This is a genomic window from Lentzea sp. (assembly GCF_035525475.1).
GTDB lineage: Bacteria > Actinomycetota > Actinomycetes > Mycobacteriales > Pseudonocardiaceae > Lentzea.
Genome location: NZ_DATLEC010000082.1, coordinates 36117 through 52139, shown reverse-complemented (window position 1 = coordinate 52139; position 16023 = coordinate 36117). Strand labels below are relative to the sequence as shown.

The window sequence follows — 16023 nt, the reverse complement described above, 5'->3', positions numbered from 1 at the left end:
TGCCTGGTATGAGTCAGTGCTTGCGGACGTGCGAGAAGAGCAGGTTCGTGTGCACCTCCGTCACCTCGCGGCGGCTCGTGAACCTGTCGAGCACGAGCCGTTGCAGATGACCGACGTCCGACACCCCGACGTGCACGAGGAAGTCCTCCGGGCCCGTCACGTGGGAGAGGGCGAGCGTCTCGGGCAGCGAGAGCACGTAGGCCATGAACGGGTCGACGATCTCCTTGGTGTGCGGGCGGATCTTCACCGCGAGCATCGCCTGGACGTGCTGCCCGATCGCGGCGGGGTCCACCTCGGCGTGGTAGCCGGTGATCACCCCGCGCTCCCGCAACGCCCGGTGCCGCACGACCGCCGTGGACTGCGCGACGTTCACGCGTTCGGCCAGGCCCTTGTTCTGCAGCCGCGCGTCCTTCCGCAGCTCCCGCACGATGGCCTCGTCGATCGAATCCAGCACGGCTCTTCTCCCTCCCGCCGAATCGGCTGCGGTTCCTCGTCCACTCCGCCGAGGAAGTCTCCACCATTCGGGCCATGACGCGCATCGAGACCATCGCAGTGCACGGCGGCCGCGACGACCTCGCGGACCTCGGCGTGCACGCGCCTCCCATCGACCTGTCCACCACCTACCCCGTGCCCGACCAGGCGCTCGGCGGGGAAGCACTGGGGGAGTGGGCCACCGGCGCCGCGCGGGCGGCCTCGCCCGTCTACGCGCGCCTGCACAACCCGACGGTGGCGCGGTTCGAACAGGCGCTCGCGGCCCTCGAGCACACCGAGACGTCCGTGGCGTTCGGAAGCGGCATGGCCGCGGTGACCGCCGTGGTCCAGGCCGCCTGCGTGATGGCAGGAAAGCCGCACGTCGTGGCCGTGCGGCCGTTGTACGGCGGCACCGACCACCTGCTGTCGTCCGGCATCCTGGGCGTCACGACGACCTACGTCGAGGCGGGCCTGGTGGCCTCCGCGATCCGGCCGGACACCGGGCTGGTCGTCGTCGAGACGCCGGCCAACCCCAACCTCGACCTGGTCGACATCGAGCACGTCGTGCGCCAGGCAGGGGGCGTCCCGGTGATGGTCGACAACACCTTCGCGACGCCGGTCCTGCAGAACCCGGCGCTGCACGGCGCGTCGTACGTCCTGCACTCCGGCACCAAGTACCTCGGCGGCCACGGTGACGTGCTCGGCGGCGTCGTGGCGTGTTCGGAGGAACGGGCGGCGGCGCTGCGGCAGGTCCGGATCATCACGGGCGCCGTGCTGCACCCACTCGGCGGCTACCTGCTGCACCGCGGCCTCGCCACGCTGCCGCTGCGGGTCGAGGCGGCGTCCCGGTCGGCCGCCGTGCTGGCGTCCCGGCTCGCCGAGCACGACGCCGTCGAGTTCGTGCGCTACCCGTCCGCGTCGCGGCAGATGCGGGGGACCGGCGCGATGATCGCGTTCGGCGTCCACGGCTGCCCGGTCGAGGTGGTGCGCCGGCTCCGGCTCGTCACACCGGCGGTGTCACTGGGATCGGTCGACACGCTGATCGAGCACCCCTCGGCATTGACCCACCGCCTGGTTCCCGGCGAAGAACTGCGTGCTTCTGGCGTTCCGGACAATCTGCTGCGCATTTCCGTGGGACTGGAGCACGTCGAGGACATTTGGGAGGACCTGAATGCGGCTCTCTGTGACGTCGCTTACGTTAAGTCTTCCCCAACTGATTTCTTGGTGATGACCGCCACTCACTAGGGTCCCGATGCATCGGCGCGTCGGGGCGCGGGAGGTTCCGACGCGAGAATTTTCCGTTTTCGGAAGGAACCTCTTCGTGAGTTCTGTGGAAACTGATGCGGACGGCTACACCAAGGCGCTGAGCAAGCGCCAGGTGCAGATGATCGCCATCGGTGGCGCGATCGGCGTCGGCCTCTTCCTGGGTGCGGGCGGACGCCTCGCCACGGCGGGGCCGTCGCTGATCCTGTCCTACGCGTTGTGCGGTCTCGCGGCGTTCTTCGTCATGCGCGCGCTGGGTGAGCTCGTGCTCCACCGCCCGGTGTCCGGCAGCTTCGTCGAGTACGCCCGCGAGTTCATCGGTCCGTGGGCCGGGTTCACGTCCGGCTGGATGTACTGGGTCAACTGGGCGATGACCGGCATCGCCGAGATCACCGCTGTCGCGATCTACATGCACAAGTGGTTCCCGGACCTGCCGCAGTGGATCACCGCGCTGGTGGCGCTGTTCGTGCTGGTCGCCATCAACATGTTGTCCGTCAAGCTGTTCGGTGAGCTGGAGTTCTGGTTCTCGGTCATCAAGGTCACGGCCATCGTCGTGTTCCTCGTGACCGGCATCGGCCTGGTGATCGGCAACGCGGACATCGGCGGCACGACCGCGTCCGTCTCCAACACGCTGGGACACGGCGGGCTGTTCCCCGCCGGGTTCGGCGTGGCGCTGATGACGCTGCAGGCCGTGGTCTTCGCCTACTCGGCGATCGAGCTCGTCGGCATCGCGGCGGGCGAGACCAAGGACCCCGAGAAGATCATGCCGCGCGCCATCAACGGCGTCGTGTACCGGATCGCGATCTTCTACGTCGGCTCGGTGCTGCTGCTGACGATGCTGCTGCCCTGGGACCACTTCAGCGGTACCGAGTCGCCGTTCGTCACCGTGTTCTCCGCGCTGGGCATTCCGGCCGTCGGCGACATCATGAACGCCGTGGTTCTCACGGCCGCATTGTCGTCGTGCAACTCCGGTCTTTACTCGACCGGCCGCATTCTGCGCTCACTGGCGCAGAAGGGCGAGGCGCCCGCGTTCACCGGCAAGATGAACTCGCGGCACGTGCCTTATGGCGGCATTCTGTTCACGGGTGCGGCTTACCTGTTCGGTGTGGTTCTCAACTACATCGTGCCCAAGGAAGCATTCGACATCGCGATCGCCGTCGCCTCACTGGGAGTGGTGTCGACCTGGGCGACGCTGATCTTCTGCCAGCTGCGGTTGCGGAAGAAGGCACTGGCCGGCGAGATCGAGCGGCCTTCCTACCGGATGCCCGGTGCGCCCTACACCTCGTACGGGACGCTCGCGTTCCTCGCGCTGGTGATCGGGCAGATGGCGTTCGCCGGGACCGCCGAGAAGATCGCGTTCTGGTCGATCCCGGTGCTCGCCCTGGTGCTGTTCCTCGGGTGGCGCTTCGTGAAGTCGCGTCAGCCCGCCGGGCCGGCGCGGGAGCAGCTCGTCCGCGCCGACTGACGGGACGGCCGTCGGTCAGGTCTTCCGCGATCTCGGCCGCGGTGACGTTGGCGCGGAGGTGGTCCGGGTTCTTCGTGCCCGGGATGACGACCACCGCCGGAGACCGGCGCGGCAACCAGGCCGGCGCGACCAGAGCGGGCGTCGTGCCGAGGCGCTCCGCGGGACCGGTCAGCTCGTCGCGGGTGGCGAGCTGACCGGAGGCCGGCGGGAAGTACGGGACGAACACGATCCCCTCCGCCCCGCCGAGACGGCCCTGCCGCGCGACCGGCTCGACCGGCTGGCCCGCTGACCGGGGGACCGGTCGCGCTCGAATATGCTGGTGAGCATGGTTGTCGCTGCCCCTCCCGTCATCGGTGTGCTCGCCCTGCAGGGTGATGTCCAGGAACATCTCGTGTCGCTCGCCCAGTGCGACGTGACCGCCCGGCCCGTGCGCAGGGCCGAGGAGCTGGACGAGCTGGACGGGATCGTCATCCCCGGAGGCGAGTCGACGACCATGAGCAAGCTGCTCGACAACTTCGGGCTGCTGGAGCCGCTGAAGGCCAAGATCAAGGACGGCTTCCCCGCGTACGGGTCGTGCGCGGGCATGATCCTGCTGGCCAACACGGTGCTCGACGGGCGCGAGGACCAGCACCAGCTCGGCGGACTGGACGTCACGGTCCGGCGCAACGCGTTCGGGCGGCAGGTCGACTCGTTCGAGACCGACCTCGACCTGGCAGGGGAGAGCGTGCACGCCGTGTTCATCCGTGCACCGTGGGTGGAGGCGGTGAGCGGGGACGTAGAGGTTCTCGCTACGGTGCCCGTTACGGCTGAGGCAGGCGATGCCGCCGGTAGGATCGTCGCGGTCAGGCAGGGCAAGGTGCTGGCCACGGCGTTTCATCCGGAGCTCACGGGGGACGAGCGCGTCCACCGCCTGTTCGTGGACATGGTTCGTGGTTTGACTGGTTCGGAGGAGAAATGAGCGGCCACTCCAAGTGGGCGACCACCAAGCACAAGAAGGCCGCCATCGACGCCAAGCGCGGCAAGCTCTTCGCGCGGCTGATCAAGAACATCGAGGTGGCGGCCCGCACCGGTGGTGGGGACCCCGACGGCAACCCGACGCTGTTCGACGCCATCCAGAAGGCCCGGAAGAACTCGGTGCCGCTGGACAACATCGAACGTGCCCGCAAGCGCGGTGGTGGTGAAGAGGCCGGCGGCGCCGACTGGCAGACGATCATGTACGAGGGCTACGGCCCCAACGGTGTCGCGGTGCTCATCGAGTGCCTCACGGACAACCGCAACCGCGCCGCCACCGAGGTCCGCACGGCGATGACGCGCAACGGCGGCTCGATGGCCGACCCCGGCTCGGTGTCGTACATGTTCAGCCGCAAGGGCGTCGTGATCGTGCCGAAGGCGGACACCAGCGAGGACGACGTCATGCTGGCGGTGCTCGAGGCCGGTGCCGAGGAGGTCAACGACCTGGGCGAGGCCTTCGAGGTCGTCTCCGAGGCCGGCGACCTGATCCCGGTCCGCAAGGCCCTCCAGGACGCGGGCATCGACTACGAGTCCGCCGAGTCGAGCTTCATGCCGTCCGTCTCCGTGCAGCTCGAGGCCGAGGGCGCCAAGAAGATCTTCAAGCTCATCGACGCGCTGGAGGACTGCGACGACGTGCAGAACGTCTTCGCGAACTTCGACGTGTCGGACGAGGTCATGGCCGAGGTCGGCTGAGCCTCAGACCTGAAAACGCCGGTCACAACGGGTGACCGGCGTTTTTTCGTGCGGGCTACTTGGTGTCGATGCGGCCGATCGGGCCGGAGGCCTCCGCCAGCTCGGCCTGCACCTGCTTCCACGCCAGGTCGTCGATGCCGAGGGCGTCGCGCAGGTACGCCCACGACGCCCGGCGGATCAGCGCGACCCGCTCCGGGCTCTCGTCCGTGGTGTCCGTGGCGTTGTAGCCGTGGATGCCGCCGAGCGAGTGCTCGCCGCCGAACAAGGTGAGCAGGCCGCGCGCGCCGGGGGCGTGGTGGTAGACGTCGGTGAACCAGTCGGGACCACGGGTGCTGAGCATCGACTGGTCGTGATCGCCCGCGACGGTGAGGAACGGCGTGGCCAGCCCCTCGAAGTCGGGGTACATGAACGAGCCGAAGTTCTCCTTCGCGAACGGCGTCAGGTCGTCACCGCCGAACCCGGTCGCCGCGAAGAGCACGCCGGCCTTCACGCGGGAGTCGCTCAGGTCGGGGCCCGGCTTGCCGTCGGCGTCCAGGACACGCGCGCCGAGCAGCATGCCGACGGTCTGCGCGCCCCACGAGTGGCCGGCGACGGCGAGGCGGTCGCGGTCGACGCGGCCGGCCAGCCCGGGAACCGCGCCGAGCACGGCGTCGAGGTCGTCGATCACGCGCTGCACGTCCTCCACGCGGAACCTGGCGATCTCCGGGTAGCGCGGGTCGTCGGGCGTGATGCCGAGGGTGATCGAGTCGAGGAACGTCGGCTGGACGACGACGAAGCCGTTGCTCGCCCAGAAGTCGACCAACGGGTCGTAGGACGACATCGACTGGCTGAAGCCGTGCGCGAAGACGACGATCGGGAGGCCGGTACCGGACACGGGTGCCGACACGCGCACCTGGAGGTCGTCGCCACGGTCCGGCGCGGGCAGCACGACCGGCTTGACGCTGATGATCGGTGTGCTGAACGCGGGCACGGCAGTGCTGGTCAAGGGCATGGGAGGTTCCTTCTTCACAAGCGCGAGAACGTTGTAGACTCCGAACCGGAGCGTAGTTCCGAATATACGGAGCAATGTTCCGCTTGGCAAGTGCGGCCGTGGGAGAGGTGTGCCGGTGGGTGAGTCGGGGAAGCGCGCGGACGCCCGGCGCAACGAGAAAGCGCTGCTCGACGCCGCCGCGTCGGTGTTCGTCACCGACGGCGTGGACGCGCCGGTGCGCAAGATCGCCGCCGCGGCGGGCGTGGGCATGGGAACGATCTACCGGCACTTCCCGACGCGCGCGGACCTCGTCATCGCCGTCTACCGGCACCAGATCGAAGCGTGCGCCGCGGCCGGGCCCGCGCTGCTCGCGACGGCGGAGTCACCGTTCGCGGCGCTGCGGGCGTGGGTGGACCTGTTCGCGGACTTCCTGGTGACCAAGCACGGCCTCGCCGCCGCGACCCGCAACGACCCCGACGGCTTCGCCACCCTGCACGCGATGCTCGTCGGCCTGGTACCGGTGCTCGCCGATCTGATCGCCGCGGCCCGCGCGGCCGGCGAGATCACGAGGGACATCTCCGCTCACCAGCTGCTGCGCGCGATCGGTGACATCTGCGCGGGCGCCGAGCGGGTCGATCCCGACTACGACGCCCGTGTGACCATCGGGCTGCTGCTCGACGGGTGCAGGAGTGACGGCGAGCTTCACTGAGCGAGTCCGGTGCGCAGCGCCACTGATTTCGCATCGTCGAATTCGGAGAGGATCTCGAACGCCTCCCGTCCGCAGCGCCGGGCTTCGTCCTCCGCCTGGAGCCCGGACAACTCGCGAGTCAGGTTCACGAGGTTCTTGGCCAGCTTCCAGCGGTCGCCCAGCTGCCGGTGAGTGGCGGCGGCCTGCCGGTAGAAGTCGACGGCGTCTTCACCTCGCCCGAGATCGCTGTAGGCCAGTCCCGCGCCTTCGACGGCCATCGCCTCCCGGCTGCGATCACCGTTCTGCCTGCAGATGACCGCGGCGGCCTGGTAGGAGACCAGAGCCGCACCGGGCTCTCCGGCAGCTCGCTGGGCTTTGCCGAGGTACAGCAGAGCCGTTGCCTCCCAGAGGCGGTTGGACATCTCGCGGCTGATGGAGACGGCTTCGGTCGCGACAGCCAGCGACGTGCTCGCGTCGCCGCGCTCGCGGGCCGCGTAGCTGACCGCGGTGAGCGCCATGGACTCGTAGAGGCGGCTGCCGAGATCGCGGAAGATGGTCAGAGACCTCGTCAGATGCGCGTCTGCCTCATCCAGGCTCCTGAGCTGTGCGCAGGTGTACCCGATGCTGTACAGCACAGTCGCGAGCCACTCGCGGTCGGCCAGTTCACCGGCCACCGCCAAAGCCTCGGAGAACGTGACGTGGGCTTCGCCCAGGCGATGCCGGAACAGGTGCACCCAGCCGAGGCCGTTCAACCCCTTCACGACGTTGGCCAGATCGCCGAGCTCGCGGTAGGTGGCCACCGCGGCGGCGTGGTGCGCGACGGCTTCGTCGAGCCGCATCGTCATGCGGCACAACCTGCCGAGGCTGTCGTGCATCGCGGCTTCCTCCGCGGGCAGGCCCAGCTCCCGTGCGCAGTCCAGGCCGATCCGCGAAGTCGATCGCCAGTCGTTGAAGTGGTTGTACGTGGCGTAGATCCGTTCCAGGACGGCGGCCAGCCGCCAGGCCGTGCGCTGCCGGCCCGTGCCGGCGGCCGCCCGGACCGCGGCCTCGAGGGTGGGCTTCTCCTCGGCGTACCACCGAGCCGCCTCGTCGTGGCCGGAGAACCGGGAGGATCCGTCCTCGGCCTCTGGCAGGTCGAAGAGCAACGTCGTGTCGTGCGCGAGAGCGAGCATGCAGTGGTACGCCCTGCGCAGATACCAGTCGCAGACACGTTCGACAGCGGCGAGTTGCTCTTCCTGGGAGACCTTGGACTGCGCACAATCCACCGCGTACGCCCGGAGGAGGTCGTGGAAGCGGTACCGCGCGAACCCGGTCGTCTCCAGCAGGCAGGCGCCCGTGAGCTGGTCCAGTGCGGTGCGCACCTGGCGCGGGCTTCCGCCTGCCAGCGCCTCGGCGGCCGCCTCGCTGAAATCGGCGCCCGGATGCAGCCCGAGCAAGCAGAAGACCGAGGCCGTCTCCTCGGGAAGTGCTCGATATGACCAGGCGAACACGGTGTGCACGGCTTCGGCTTCGTCGATGTCGCCGGTCGAGAGCGTGTTCCACAGTTCCGACTCGTCGCGGAGGTCTGCGATGAGTCTGCTCAGCGGCATGGCCGGACGGCTCGCGGCCCGTTCCGCCGCGAGCCGCAGCGCCAAGGGGAGGTACGCGCACAGGCGGGCCAGTTCGGCGACGTCCGCGGGATCGTCACCGCTCCGGTATTCCCGGGTCGTGGTCGTCAGCAGCGCGACCGCTTCAGCCCCGGTGAGGGTGTCCAGCGTTCTGCGACGTGCTCCGTGCCGGATCGCCAGCCCCTGCAGGTGACTGCGGCTGGTGACGATGGCGAGGCTCTGCCCTGAGCCGGGGATCAGCGGGCGGACCTGCGCGGTGTTCGCCGCGTTGTCGAGGATGATGAGCATCCTCTGATCGGCCAGTGCCGACCGGTACAGGCTCGACTTCGCCTCGACGTCGGCGGGGACCGCGGCCGCCGGAACACCGAGCGCGAGCAGGAACCGCTCCAAGGCCTGGTCCGGGGACACGGGCAGGCCGGGGTCGTAGCCGCGGAGGTCGATGTAGAGCTGACCGTCGGGGAACTGGTCCCGCGCCCGGTGGGCCCAGTGCAGGGCAAGCGACGTCTTTCCCACACCCGCGGTTCCGGAGATCACGTACACCACGAGGTTCTCGTCGTCGACGAGGAGCTCGTCGAGGGCGGTGAGTTCGGAGATCCGGTTCACGAATCCACGGACACCCCGTGGCAGCTGAAGAGGACGGTTGCCGCGGCCGCCGGTTCCGTAGTGGAAGTGGATTCCGCCGACGACGTCCCGCACCTGGACGATCTCACCGGAATTGCGGTGCACCTGTGAGTGGTTGCCTGTTGATTCGAGATCGTCTTCGGGGCGTTCCTGCATCGTCATCACCAGTGGAATTCGCCGAGCAGTTCTCTGAGCTCCGCGTCGCCGGTTCGCGCGAGCGCGGCTGTGAGGGGCTCACGGGCGGGAACGCCTTGCCCGCCGGCATCCTTTCTGATCCACGACGGGACGTATCCCAGCAGCAGCAGGGTCCTGTGTTTCGCGTCGGCGGTGGATGGTGCCGTCCGGTGCCAGAGGCTGCCGTGAATGGTGACCGCGTCTCCCGGCTCGAAGAACAGCTCGACCTGACCGGCGCGATCGCTGTGATCGCCCAGTGGAATCAGCAGGTCCGTTCGCGTGTGCGAGCCCGGCAGCACCACCAGCGCACCCTCGTCCGAAGACACCCCGTCCAGATAGATGAGGCAATGCAGTTGATGGGGATAGCAGAAGAAGACGGGCAGGGGATCGGGAACGACCGGGATGTGGTTGTGCCACGGCACGGCGATGCCCGCTGTGCCCGGATAGTGCATGCGGGCTTCGAGGTCGATCCAGACCTGGGGTCCGAGAAGCGTTCGCGCGAGCCGGAGAACCGGTTCCAGGCGGAGCAGTTCGTGGAACTCCGCGTTCTTGTCGAGCAGTCCGCGGAGGTAGATGCTGTCGTGAGCGATCCATTCGGCCTCCGGCCTCCCTTCCTCCGCGGCGGCGAGGTCGCGCACGCACTCGCGAAGCCTCGCCACCGAGGCCGGCGACATCAGCCTGCGGTGAAGGAGGTACCCCTGTCGCACCAGGTGGTCGATCTCGGCGGCGTCGATCAACAAGTCCGTGCGAACTGGGTCCTCGTCCACGGTCGTTTCTCGCTTTCGGCGGGTACGGCGAGTTCGCTTCCTCTCATGTCGGCAAGAAGCCGAGCCAGCGGAAACGACTTGGCGTGAAATTCCCGCCACGCCCTTCTTGCCTGCTCCACGCGCTTCGGGTGGTCGTTCCGGTTGATGTAGAGCAGCTCGCCTTCTTCGGTGTAACTGAGATCTACCACCACCGTGTCGTCGAACAGCCAGGTGTCCGTGTAGGTGACGTCCGGAACGTCCTCCCGGTAGATGAACCGGATGTCTTCGCCCGCGGGGCCGTTGACGGCGTAGTACCAGTCGATCTCGAATCGCAGGTACGGGGTCAGCACGTGGTCGATGATGTGCACTCGGCCCATGTACTTGCCGTCGGCCACGCACTTCCTTATGTTGGCCGCCCACTGCTCGTTGCGGTCCGGGGGCAGCGGCTCGCCCGCGAGGTAGTGCTCGATCTGCTCGCGTTCTTCCTCGACCGAGTAGACCGGCAGCGTCTCGATCCGAGTCGCGGATCTCGTGAAATCGAGGAAGAGCTCGCCGAACTGGTCCATGTTCAGAATCATGGCGTCGGCTCCCGCGTCGTCATCGGTTGAATGCGCGCTCGAGGATGTAGCGAGGTATTTCCACCGCGCCTTCTCCCGGCGGTACCTCCAGTCCGGCCTGATTGGTGTCCACGCTGAATCCCTGGACGACGATCGTGTCGTTCTCGGTCTCGTAAACCGCGGGACAAGGGCCGTTCCCGCAACCGGATCCGCCGATGAGCCTGAGTTTCACGATGCTCCCCCTGTCGTGCGCTGTGAGGCAAGGACCAGCGATTCTATCGATCGTTTGGATCCATGACAACCTGAGTCGCGCTCTTGTCGCACGCCCGTGACGAAGTGGACAGCGGATGGGTGTGTCTCGATGTCCACTCGAAAGCGGGTCGCTCGTGATGTTCATCCGTTCGCGCCGGAAAAGAAGCCCAAAAGGGTGAAGGAGGCGTCGGTGACGCCTCCTTCACCCAAGTGAATGCGAATTTCCGGGCTCAGGTCCGGACTTGATCGACGGTCAGCTTCATGAACGCCGACCAGGCATCTGCGGACACGGGAAGATGAATTTCAGGACTTTTGCTGTCCCGAATGCCGACGCCACGTCCGATCTCGACGCAGTTGTTGCCGTCGCCGCTGTAGCTGCTCTTGCGCCAGACCGTCATTGGAGGCCCTCCAAGATGCTGTTGATCACCGCCCTCGATTGTTCCTCATCCAGGGCGACGGCAGCGAGGTCCTTCAGGATGTTCTCGTAGACCTGGACCGTGTCCTTGTCATCGAAGAACAGGCAGCACTTGACGCTCTCGACGTAGACGACCGGCGGGTACTTCGGGAACTGCATCAGCCGGAAGTCGCCCGATGCGCCGGCATGCATGCCGATCGACCTCGGAACGACCCGGATGGTGATGTACCCCCGCACCGACAACCGCAGCAGGTGGGCGAGCTGCTCCCGCCACACCTCCTCGCCGCCGACGGGCAGCAACAGCGCTTGCTCGTGCACGAAGAAGGTGAAGGTCCGGGTGTATTCGAGGATCGCTGCCCTGGCGGACCTCGCCGCCACCGCCGCCGGGCGTTTCTCCGGCGGAACCGTCTGCGCTTTGGCGGTGACCGCCTCGACGTACTCGGGGATCTGGAGCAGACCGGGCACCAGGATCATCGACCACTCGGTGATCTCGTCGGCGTCCTTCTCCTGGTTGATCAGAGTGCGGACCTGGTCCGGCACGCCGTCGTCGGGCACCTGGAGGTAGACGTTCCCCATCTCGCGGAACAGCGCGAGCAGCTCGTCCCGTTCCGCGAGCGGTGTGCGGCAGTACGCGAGGAGTTCGCGGACCTCGGCCTCGTTCACCCCGCCCTTGCCGGCGAGCATGTCGCAGAGCTTGGCCTCCTGCCAGCCGAGCAGTTCGGCGAGTCCGCGCTGGGTCAGGCCGGTCCGCTCGACCACCTTCCTGACGCCGTTGCCGAACTCGCGGCCCACCACGCTGGACGATCTCTTGGGCATGCGGGAACGCTAGGAGCCAGGACGCTCCGACTCCATCGTTCAGCACCGAATGTGCCTGAAGGTGGGAGCCTTGGAACGGCTCCAAGCAGGCATAAGGCACCAAAAGCGTGCCGTAGGCTTGGTGCCGTGCTTTCCGACGAAGACATCGAACTGCGAGCCCGCCTGCTGTCCGCGGCCGACCGGCACGGTCACACCAACATCGTCGTGAACCCGGACGACGAGGGCCCGGGATACGTGTTCTCGGTGGGGGCGTGGCGGCGGTTCGGCGTCGCGGAGGCCGTCGTGATCGGGCTGCCCCAGGGCATGGGGGAGAACCTGGTCAACATCTACGTGAAGCGGGCCAGCGGCGGCGAGCGGTTCCTGCCGGGCAAGCTCTACCACGACTTCTTCGAGGGCGTGCCGGTCACGTTCGAGCGGGTGTACAAGGGTTTCTACCCCGAGTTCTTCGGCAGCGCCTACCTGCTCTACGACGGGTCGGACTTCGCGGCCCTGCAGATCATCGTGCCCACCCCGCAGGGGCAGTGGCCGTGGGAGCCGGACGCGCCGGAGGGGTTCGGAGACCACCAGCTCGTCCTGACCGAGAGCGGGATCCCGGAGAGCTGGACGCCGGGGGTCACCGGCCCGTGAACGTCCACATCGGACCGATCGGTCCCCGGCACGCGGGCGAGGTCATGACGGTCCAGCGCGCCGCGTACCTCCAGGAGGCGCGCCGGTACGGGGCGTGGGACCTGCCGCCGCTCGTCGAGACGCTCGAACAGATCCGCGACCATCTGAGCGACGGCACGCCCGCGCTCGGGGCGTTCGACGGCACCAGGCTCGTGGGGGCGGTGCGCAGCCGCGTCGACGGCGAGCGGATGGAGGTCGCGCGGCTCTGCGTCGCGCCGGACGTGCAGGGCGGCGGGGTCGGCCGGAAGCTGCTGCACGTGATCAGTGCGAAGGCGCCGGAGGGCGTGGACGTCGTCTGGCTGTTCACCGGGGCCGAGAGCGACGGCAACCTGAGGTTCTACGAGAGCGCCGGGTTCGTGCGGGTCTCCGAGCACCTCGACGCGGTCGGCATCCGGTGCGTCACCCTGGAGCAGAAGGTCGTCTGACGGCCCGTTCCGCGCCTTCGGATACCCAAACGTTGTCAGGCGGTTGTTGTCCGGTGAAAGCGCTCCGACACCGGACAACGATCTGCCTGTAGAAAGGCGGAGCGGCCACCGGTCCGGGGGGATCCGGGGGCCGTGATCGGGGGAGGAGCGCCCCGCCCCGCAGGAGGCGAGGGGGATGTGGAGCGGGGCGCTTCAGGGCCGGTCAGTTCTCGTTCAGGAACTTCTGGGCCAGTGACTCCCCGAGCGAGGTGGCCTTCCCGTGGTCCTCGATCGGCGAGACCTTCGAGCTCTTGAAGTAGAGGTAGTGCACCGGGCCGTCGCTCCCGCCGTTCTCCGGGTTCGGGTTGATGCCCAGGTTCACGGCCGTGGCGTAGGACGCCTCACCGATGATGTTCGTCGGGCCCGTGTCGCCGACCACGGCGTACTCGACCCTGTTGTTGTAGATGACGGCGACGACACCGCCGCCCTGGATGCCGAAGTCGCGGTAGTCCCACGTGCCACTGGGCGAGGGCACGACGACGTACGGGAGCTTGTCCGCGACGAGCGGCTTGCCCTTCGAGTCGTGGAAGGCCGTGTCCGGCTGGAACCACGGGTCGGTGCTCTCGCTGCAGTTCGCGGTCCGCTGGCCATCGCAGTCGATGTCCATGTCGGCCTTGTACCAGACCGCGCCGTTCTTGCCACAGACCGGGATGCTGGCGGACGTCTCGTCGTCGCTGCGGTACTTGCCGCTGGAGATCTGCTGGCACGACGACAGCTTCACCAGCAGCTGGGAGGCGCTCGGACCGGCGGCCTGGGCGGCGGGGGACGCCAGAACACCGGCCACGAGCGCGGACACCGCGAGAAGCCCTGGGGCGAGCTTGCGCATTGTCTCCTCTTTCGACAGGGAACTTTCCTGACTGAAAGCGGCGGGAGCACTACTGTGCGCAAGGCAACTATTGGGCGTCAAGAGGCTAGGGCTTACGTCCCAGCAGTCCTATCAGTCGCGTTTGGTCGTCCGCGTCCGCGGCGACCGGAACGGGCGAATCGAACATCGACGAACCACTCCAGTCCTCGACGTTCCTCTCGACGTACCGCAGAACGGACGACGCGAGATCCGGGTCGAGCCGTTCGTCGGCGCCGATCGAGCGCGCCAGGTCCCACGCGTGGACGGCGAGGTCCGCTGTCATCTGCCAGCAGTACTCCTCGGCGTCCAGCTCGCCGGACGACACGCTCACCGTCTTCGACAGCGCGTCCGGCTCCAGCCACGCCTCGCGCGCCGCCGCGGCCGCCACGACCCAGGACACGAGCGGGTCGTCGCCCAGGTTGTCGTGGTCGAACCTGTCGCCGACCTGCTTCACCGTGCAGCCGGCCAGCAGTTCGGGGGCCCAGAGCTGTTCGTAGACCAGGTGACCGACGAGGTCTCTGACCGACCACTCCCGGCAGGGGGTGCCGAGCGACCACTGGTCGGGCGCGATCTCCCGCACCCTCCGGTCGAACTCCGTCATCGCCACGCCGTGCGCCTGGATCAACTCCATCCCAGCAGTGCATCAAATCCTGCTCAGGAGCGCACCCCGAGGTGAGAGTTGGGCCACTGCGGCGCAACCCTGATTTGCTAGCCGTACGAACGTTCGGCGTAATCTTCACCGAATCCGCCGTGACATCGTCGACACGAGAGGACGATGACCGTGAGCGCCCCTAGCGCCAGCATCTCCGGCCAGGACAAGGGATTCTTCGGGCATCCCCGTGGCCTGTCCACGCTGTTCTTCACCGAACTCTGGGAACGGTTCTCGTTCTACGGGATGAAGGCCATCCTCGGCCTGTACCTGTGGACAGCCGTGTCCGAAGGCGGTCTCGGCGTCGACAAGGCGCTCGCCCTGTCGGTCGTCGCCATCTACGGCACAGCCGTCTACATGTCCGGCGTGGCGGGCGGCTGGCTCGCCGACCGCGTGTGGGGCGGCCAGCGGTCGACGTTCTACGGCGGCGTGCTGATCATGTGCGGTCACATCGCACTGGCGATCCCCATCGGCATCACGGGCGTGTACCTCGGCCTGATCCTCATCGTCATCGGCACGGGTCTGCTCAAGCCGAACATCTCGACGGTCGTCGGCGGCCTGTACGACAAGGACGACACGCGTCGCGACGCCGGATTCACGGTCTTCTACATGGCGATCAACATCGGTGGCTTCGTCTCCCCGCTGATCACCGGTGCCCTGGCGGACGGCGTCGGCTTCCACGCCGGGTTCGCCGTCGCGGCGGTCGGCATGGCGGTCGGCCTGATCCAGTACCGCATGGGCCGCAAGTACCTGCGCGGGTCCGCCGCCGTTCCGCCGAACCCGCTGCCGCACTCCGAGAAGGGCCGCATCTACGGCCTCATCGGCCTGGTCGCGGTCGCGATCGCCGCGCTGGGCGTCGTGGCGTACCTGCTGGGTGACGTCGAGGGCGTCATCCTGATGATCAGCATCATGTCGATCGTCCTGCCGATCGGCTACTTCACCGTGATGCTGCGCAGCAAGAAGACGCTGCCGGAGGAGAAGCCGCGCGTCATCGCCTACATCCCGCTGTTCATCGCGGCGGCGATGTTCTGGCTGATCTTCGAGCAGAGCGCGTCGGTCATCGCGGAGTTCGCGGACTCGCACGTCGACAACCACGTGTTCGGCTGGGAGTTCCCCGTCGCCTGGTTCCAGTCGATCAACCCGATCATGATCATCGCGCTGGCGCCGGTGTTCGCCCTGCTCTGGGTCAAGCTCGGTCACCGCGCGCCGTCGACGCCGCGCAAGTTCGCGGGCGCGCTGGTGCTCGTCGGCCTGTCGTTCGTGCTCATGTACTTCGCGAGCAACTCGGCGGCCGACGGCAAGGTGACGCCGCTGTGGCTCGTGGTGATGTTCCTGATCATGACCGCCGGTGAGCTCATGCTCTCGCCGGTCGGCCTGTCGGCGACGACGAAGCTGGCGCCCAGGGCGTTCGCCTCGCAGACGATGAGCCTGTGGTTCCTCGCGACCTCGGCCGGTACCGGTGTGGCCGCGCAGCTCGTGAAGTTCTACACGACGAGCCCCTCGGCGTACTTCCTGACGCTGGGCGGCGCGGCCGTGGTGCTCGGTGGTGCTCTCGCCGTCGCGGCCCCGGCGATCCGGAAGCTGATGGCGGGCGTCGAGTAGGCGCTGCGGAACAAGGTGAGAGGGAGGCCCGTCGCGGCGGCGGTGCGGC

Annotated in this window: 18 protein-coding genes; 8 read left to right on the top strand and 10 right to left on the bottom strand. The window is 67.8% G+C overall.

Annotation, left to right across the window (positions count from 1 at the left end; all coding sequences use genetic code 11):
* Positions 1–13: 13 nt before the first annotated feature.
* Complete coding sequence (locus VM306_RS14830) at positions 14–454, bottom strand: Lrp/AsnC family transcriptional regulator (RefSeq protein WP_325515379.1); 441 nt, start codon at positions 452–454, stop codon at positions 14–16.
* Between the two features lie 74 nt (positions 455–528).
* Here VM306_RS14830 and VM306_RS14825 point away from each other — a divergent pair, with 74 nt between their 5' ends.
* The 4 genes from VM306_RS14825 to VM306_RS14810 all read left to right on the top strand — a co-directional run bounded on the left by VM306_RS14825 (position 529) and on the right by VM306_RS14810 (position 4903).
* The gene (locus VM306_RS14825) at positions 529–1716 is read left to right on the top strand and encodes a trans-sulfuration enzyme family protein (protein WP_325515377.1); all 1188 of its coding nucleotides are present in this window, start codon (positions 529–531) and stop codon (positions 1714–1716) included.
* Positions 1717–1855: 139 nt separating this feature from the next.
* The gene (locus VM306_RS14820; RefSeq protein WP_325515437.1) at positions 1856–3199 is read left to right on the top strand and encodes an amino acid permease; all 1344 of its coding nucleotides are present in this window, start codon (positions 1856–1858) and stop codon (positions 3197–3199) included.
* 325 nt (positions 3200–3524) lie between these two features.
* Positions 3525–4157, top strand: coding sequence for a pyridoxal 5'-phosphate synthase glutaminase subunit PdxT (gene pdxT / locus VM306_RS14815; protein WP_325515375.1), 633 nt, complete (start codon positions 3525–3527; stop codon positions 4155–4157).
* Positions 4154–4903 carry a YebC/PmpR family DNA-binding transcriptional regulator gene (locus VM306_RS14810; protein WP_325515373.1) on the top strand — a complete coding sequence of 250 codons (750 nt, stop codon included), beginning with the start codon at positions 4154–4156 and terminating at the stop codon, positions 4901–4903. Before pdxT ends, VM306_RS14810 begins: the two co-directional genes overlap by 4 nt.
* A 55-nt stretch (positions 4904–4958) precedes the next feature.
* On the opposite strand, the gene VM306_RS14805 is transcribed toward VM306_RS14810, so the two are convergent.
* Positions 4959–5894: an alpha/beta hydrolase family protein gene (locus VM306_RS14805; RefSeq protein ID WP_325515371.1), complete on the bottom strand. Its 936-nt coding sequence runs from the start codon at positions 5892–5894 to the stop codon at positions 4959–4961.
* Positions 5895–6009: 115 nt separating this feature from the next.
* On the opposite strand from VM306_RS14805, the gene VM306_RS14800 reads away from it, so the two are divergent.
* The gene (locus tag VM306_RS14800) at positions 6010–6582 is read left to right on the top strand and encodes a helix-turn-helix domain-containing protein (protein ID WP_325515369.1); all 573 of its coding nucleotides are present in this window, start codon (positions 6010–6012) and stop codon (positions 6580–6582) included.
* Here the strand turns inward: VM306_RS14800 and VM306_RS14795 are convergent.
* The 6 genes from VM306_RS14795 to VM306_RS14770 form a co-directional block, all read right to left on the bottom strand.
* On the bottom strand, positions 6576–8894 hold the full coding sequence (locus VM306_RS14795) for an ATP-binding protein (protein ID WP_325515367.1): 2319 nt from the start codon (positions 8892–8894) through the stop codon (positions 6576–6578). The two genes, VM306_RS14800 and VM306_RS14795, sit on opposite strands and share 7 nt — an antisense overlap.
* A gap of 56 nt (positions 8895–8950) precedes the next feature.
* Positions 8951–9730, bottom strand: coding sequence for a phytanoyl-CoA dioxygenase family protein (locus tag VM306_RS14790; RefSeq protein ID WP_325515365.1), 780 nt, complete (start codon positions 9728–9730; stop codon positions 8951–8953).
* Positions 9697–10275 carry a DUF6879 family protein gene (locus tag VM306_RS14785; protein ID WP_325515363.1) on the bottom strand — a complete coding sequence of 193 codons (579 nt, stop codon included), beginning with the start codon at positions 10273–10275 and terminating at the stop codon, positions 9697–9699. The genes VM306_RS14790 and VM306_RS14785 overlap by 34 nt, the downstream gene beginning before the upstream one ends.
* 31 nt (positions 10276–10306) lie before the next feature.
* The gene (locus VM306_RS14780) at positions 10307–10498 is read right to left on the bottom strand and encodes a hypothetical protein (RefSeq protein ID WP_325515361.1); all 192 of its coding nucleotides are present in this window, start codon (positions 10496–10498) and stop codon (positions 10307–10309) included.
* A 250-nt stretch (positions 10499–10748) separates the two neighbouring features.
* A complete protein-coding gene (locus VM306_RS14775) occupies positions 10749–10916 on the bottom strand; it encodes a DUF397 domain-containing protein (RefSeq protein ID WP_325515359.1) in 168 nt (55 codons plus the stop codon).
* Positions 10913–11749 (bottom strand): helix-turn-helix transcriptional regulator, encoded by an 837-nt coding sequence (locus tag VM306_RS14770; protein WP_325515357.1) that lies wholly within the window; start codon positions 11747–11749, stop codon positions 10913–10915. Before VM306_RS14770 ends, VM306_RS14775 begins: the two co-directional genes overlap by 4 nt.
* A gap of 126 nt (positions 11750–11875) precedes the next feature.
* Here VM306_RS14770 and VM306_RS14765 point away from each other — a divergent pair, with 126 nt between their 5' ends.
* Together VM306_RS14765 and VM306_RS14760 are read left to right on the top strand one after the other, a co-directional pair.
* Entirely contained in the window at positions 11876–12376 is a 501-nt protein-coding gene (locus VM306_RS14765; RefSeq protein ID WP_325515355.1) for a DUF4262 domain-containing protein, read from the top strand.
* On the top strand, positions 12373–12840 hold the full coding sequence (locus VM306_RS14760; RefSeq protein WP_325515353.1) for a GNAT family N-acetyltransferase: 468 nt from the start codon (positions 12373–12375) through the stop codon (positions 12838–12840). The genes VM306_RS14765 and VM306_RS14760 overlap by 4 nt, the downstream gene beginning before the upstream one ends.
* A gap of 202 nt (positions 12841–13042) precedes the next feature.
* On the opposite strand, the gene VM306_RS14755 is transcribed toward VM306_RS14760, so the two are convergent.
* Both VM306_RS14755 and VM306_RS14750 read right to left on the bottom strand, forming a co-directional pair.
* Positions 13043–13705, bottom strand: coding sequence for a glycoside hydrolase family 75 protein (locus VM306_RS14755; RefSeq protein ID WP_325515351.1), 663 nt, complete (start codon positions 13703–13705; stop codon positions 13043–13045).
* An 85-nt stretch (positions 13706–13790) separates the two neighbouring features.
* A complete protein-coding gene (locus VM306_RS14750) occupies positions 13791–14354 on the bottom strand; it encodes a TIGR03086 family metal-binding protein (RefSeq protein WP_325515349.1) in 564 nt (187 codons plus the stop codon).
* Between the two features lie 144 nt (positions 14355–14498).
* On the opposite strand from VM306_RS14750, the gene VM306_RS14745 reads away from it, so the two are divergent.
* The gene (locus VM306_RS14745; RefSeq protein ID WP_414672384.1) at positions 14499–15974 is read left to right on the top strand and encodes a peptide MFS transporter; all 1476 of its coding nucleotides are present in this window, start codon (positions 14499–14501) and stop codon (positions 15972–15974) included.
* The last annotated feature ends 49 nt before the right edge of the window (positions 15975–16023 follow it).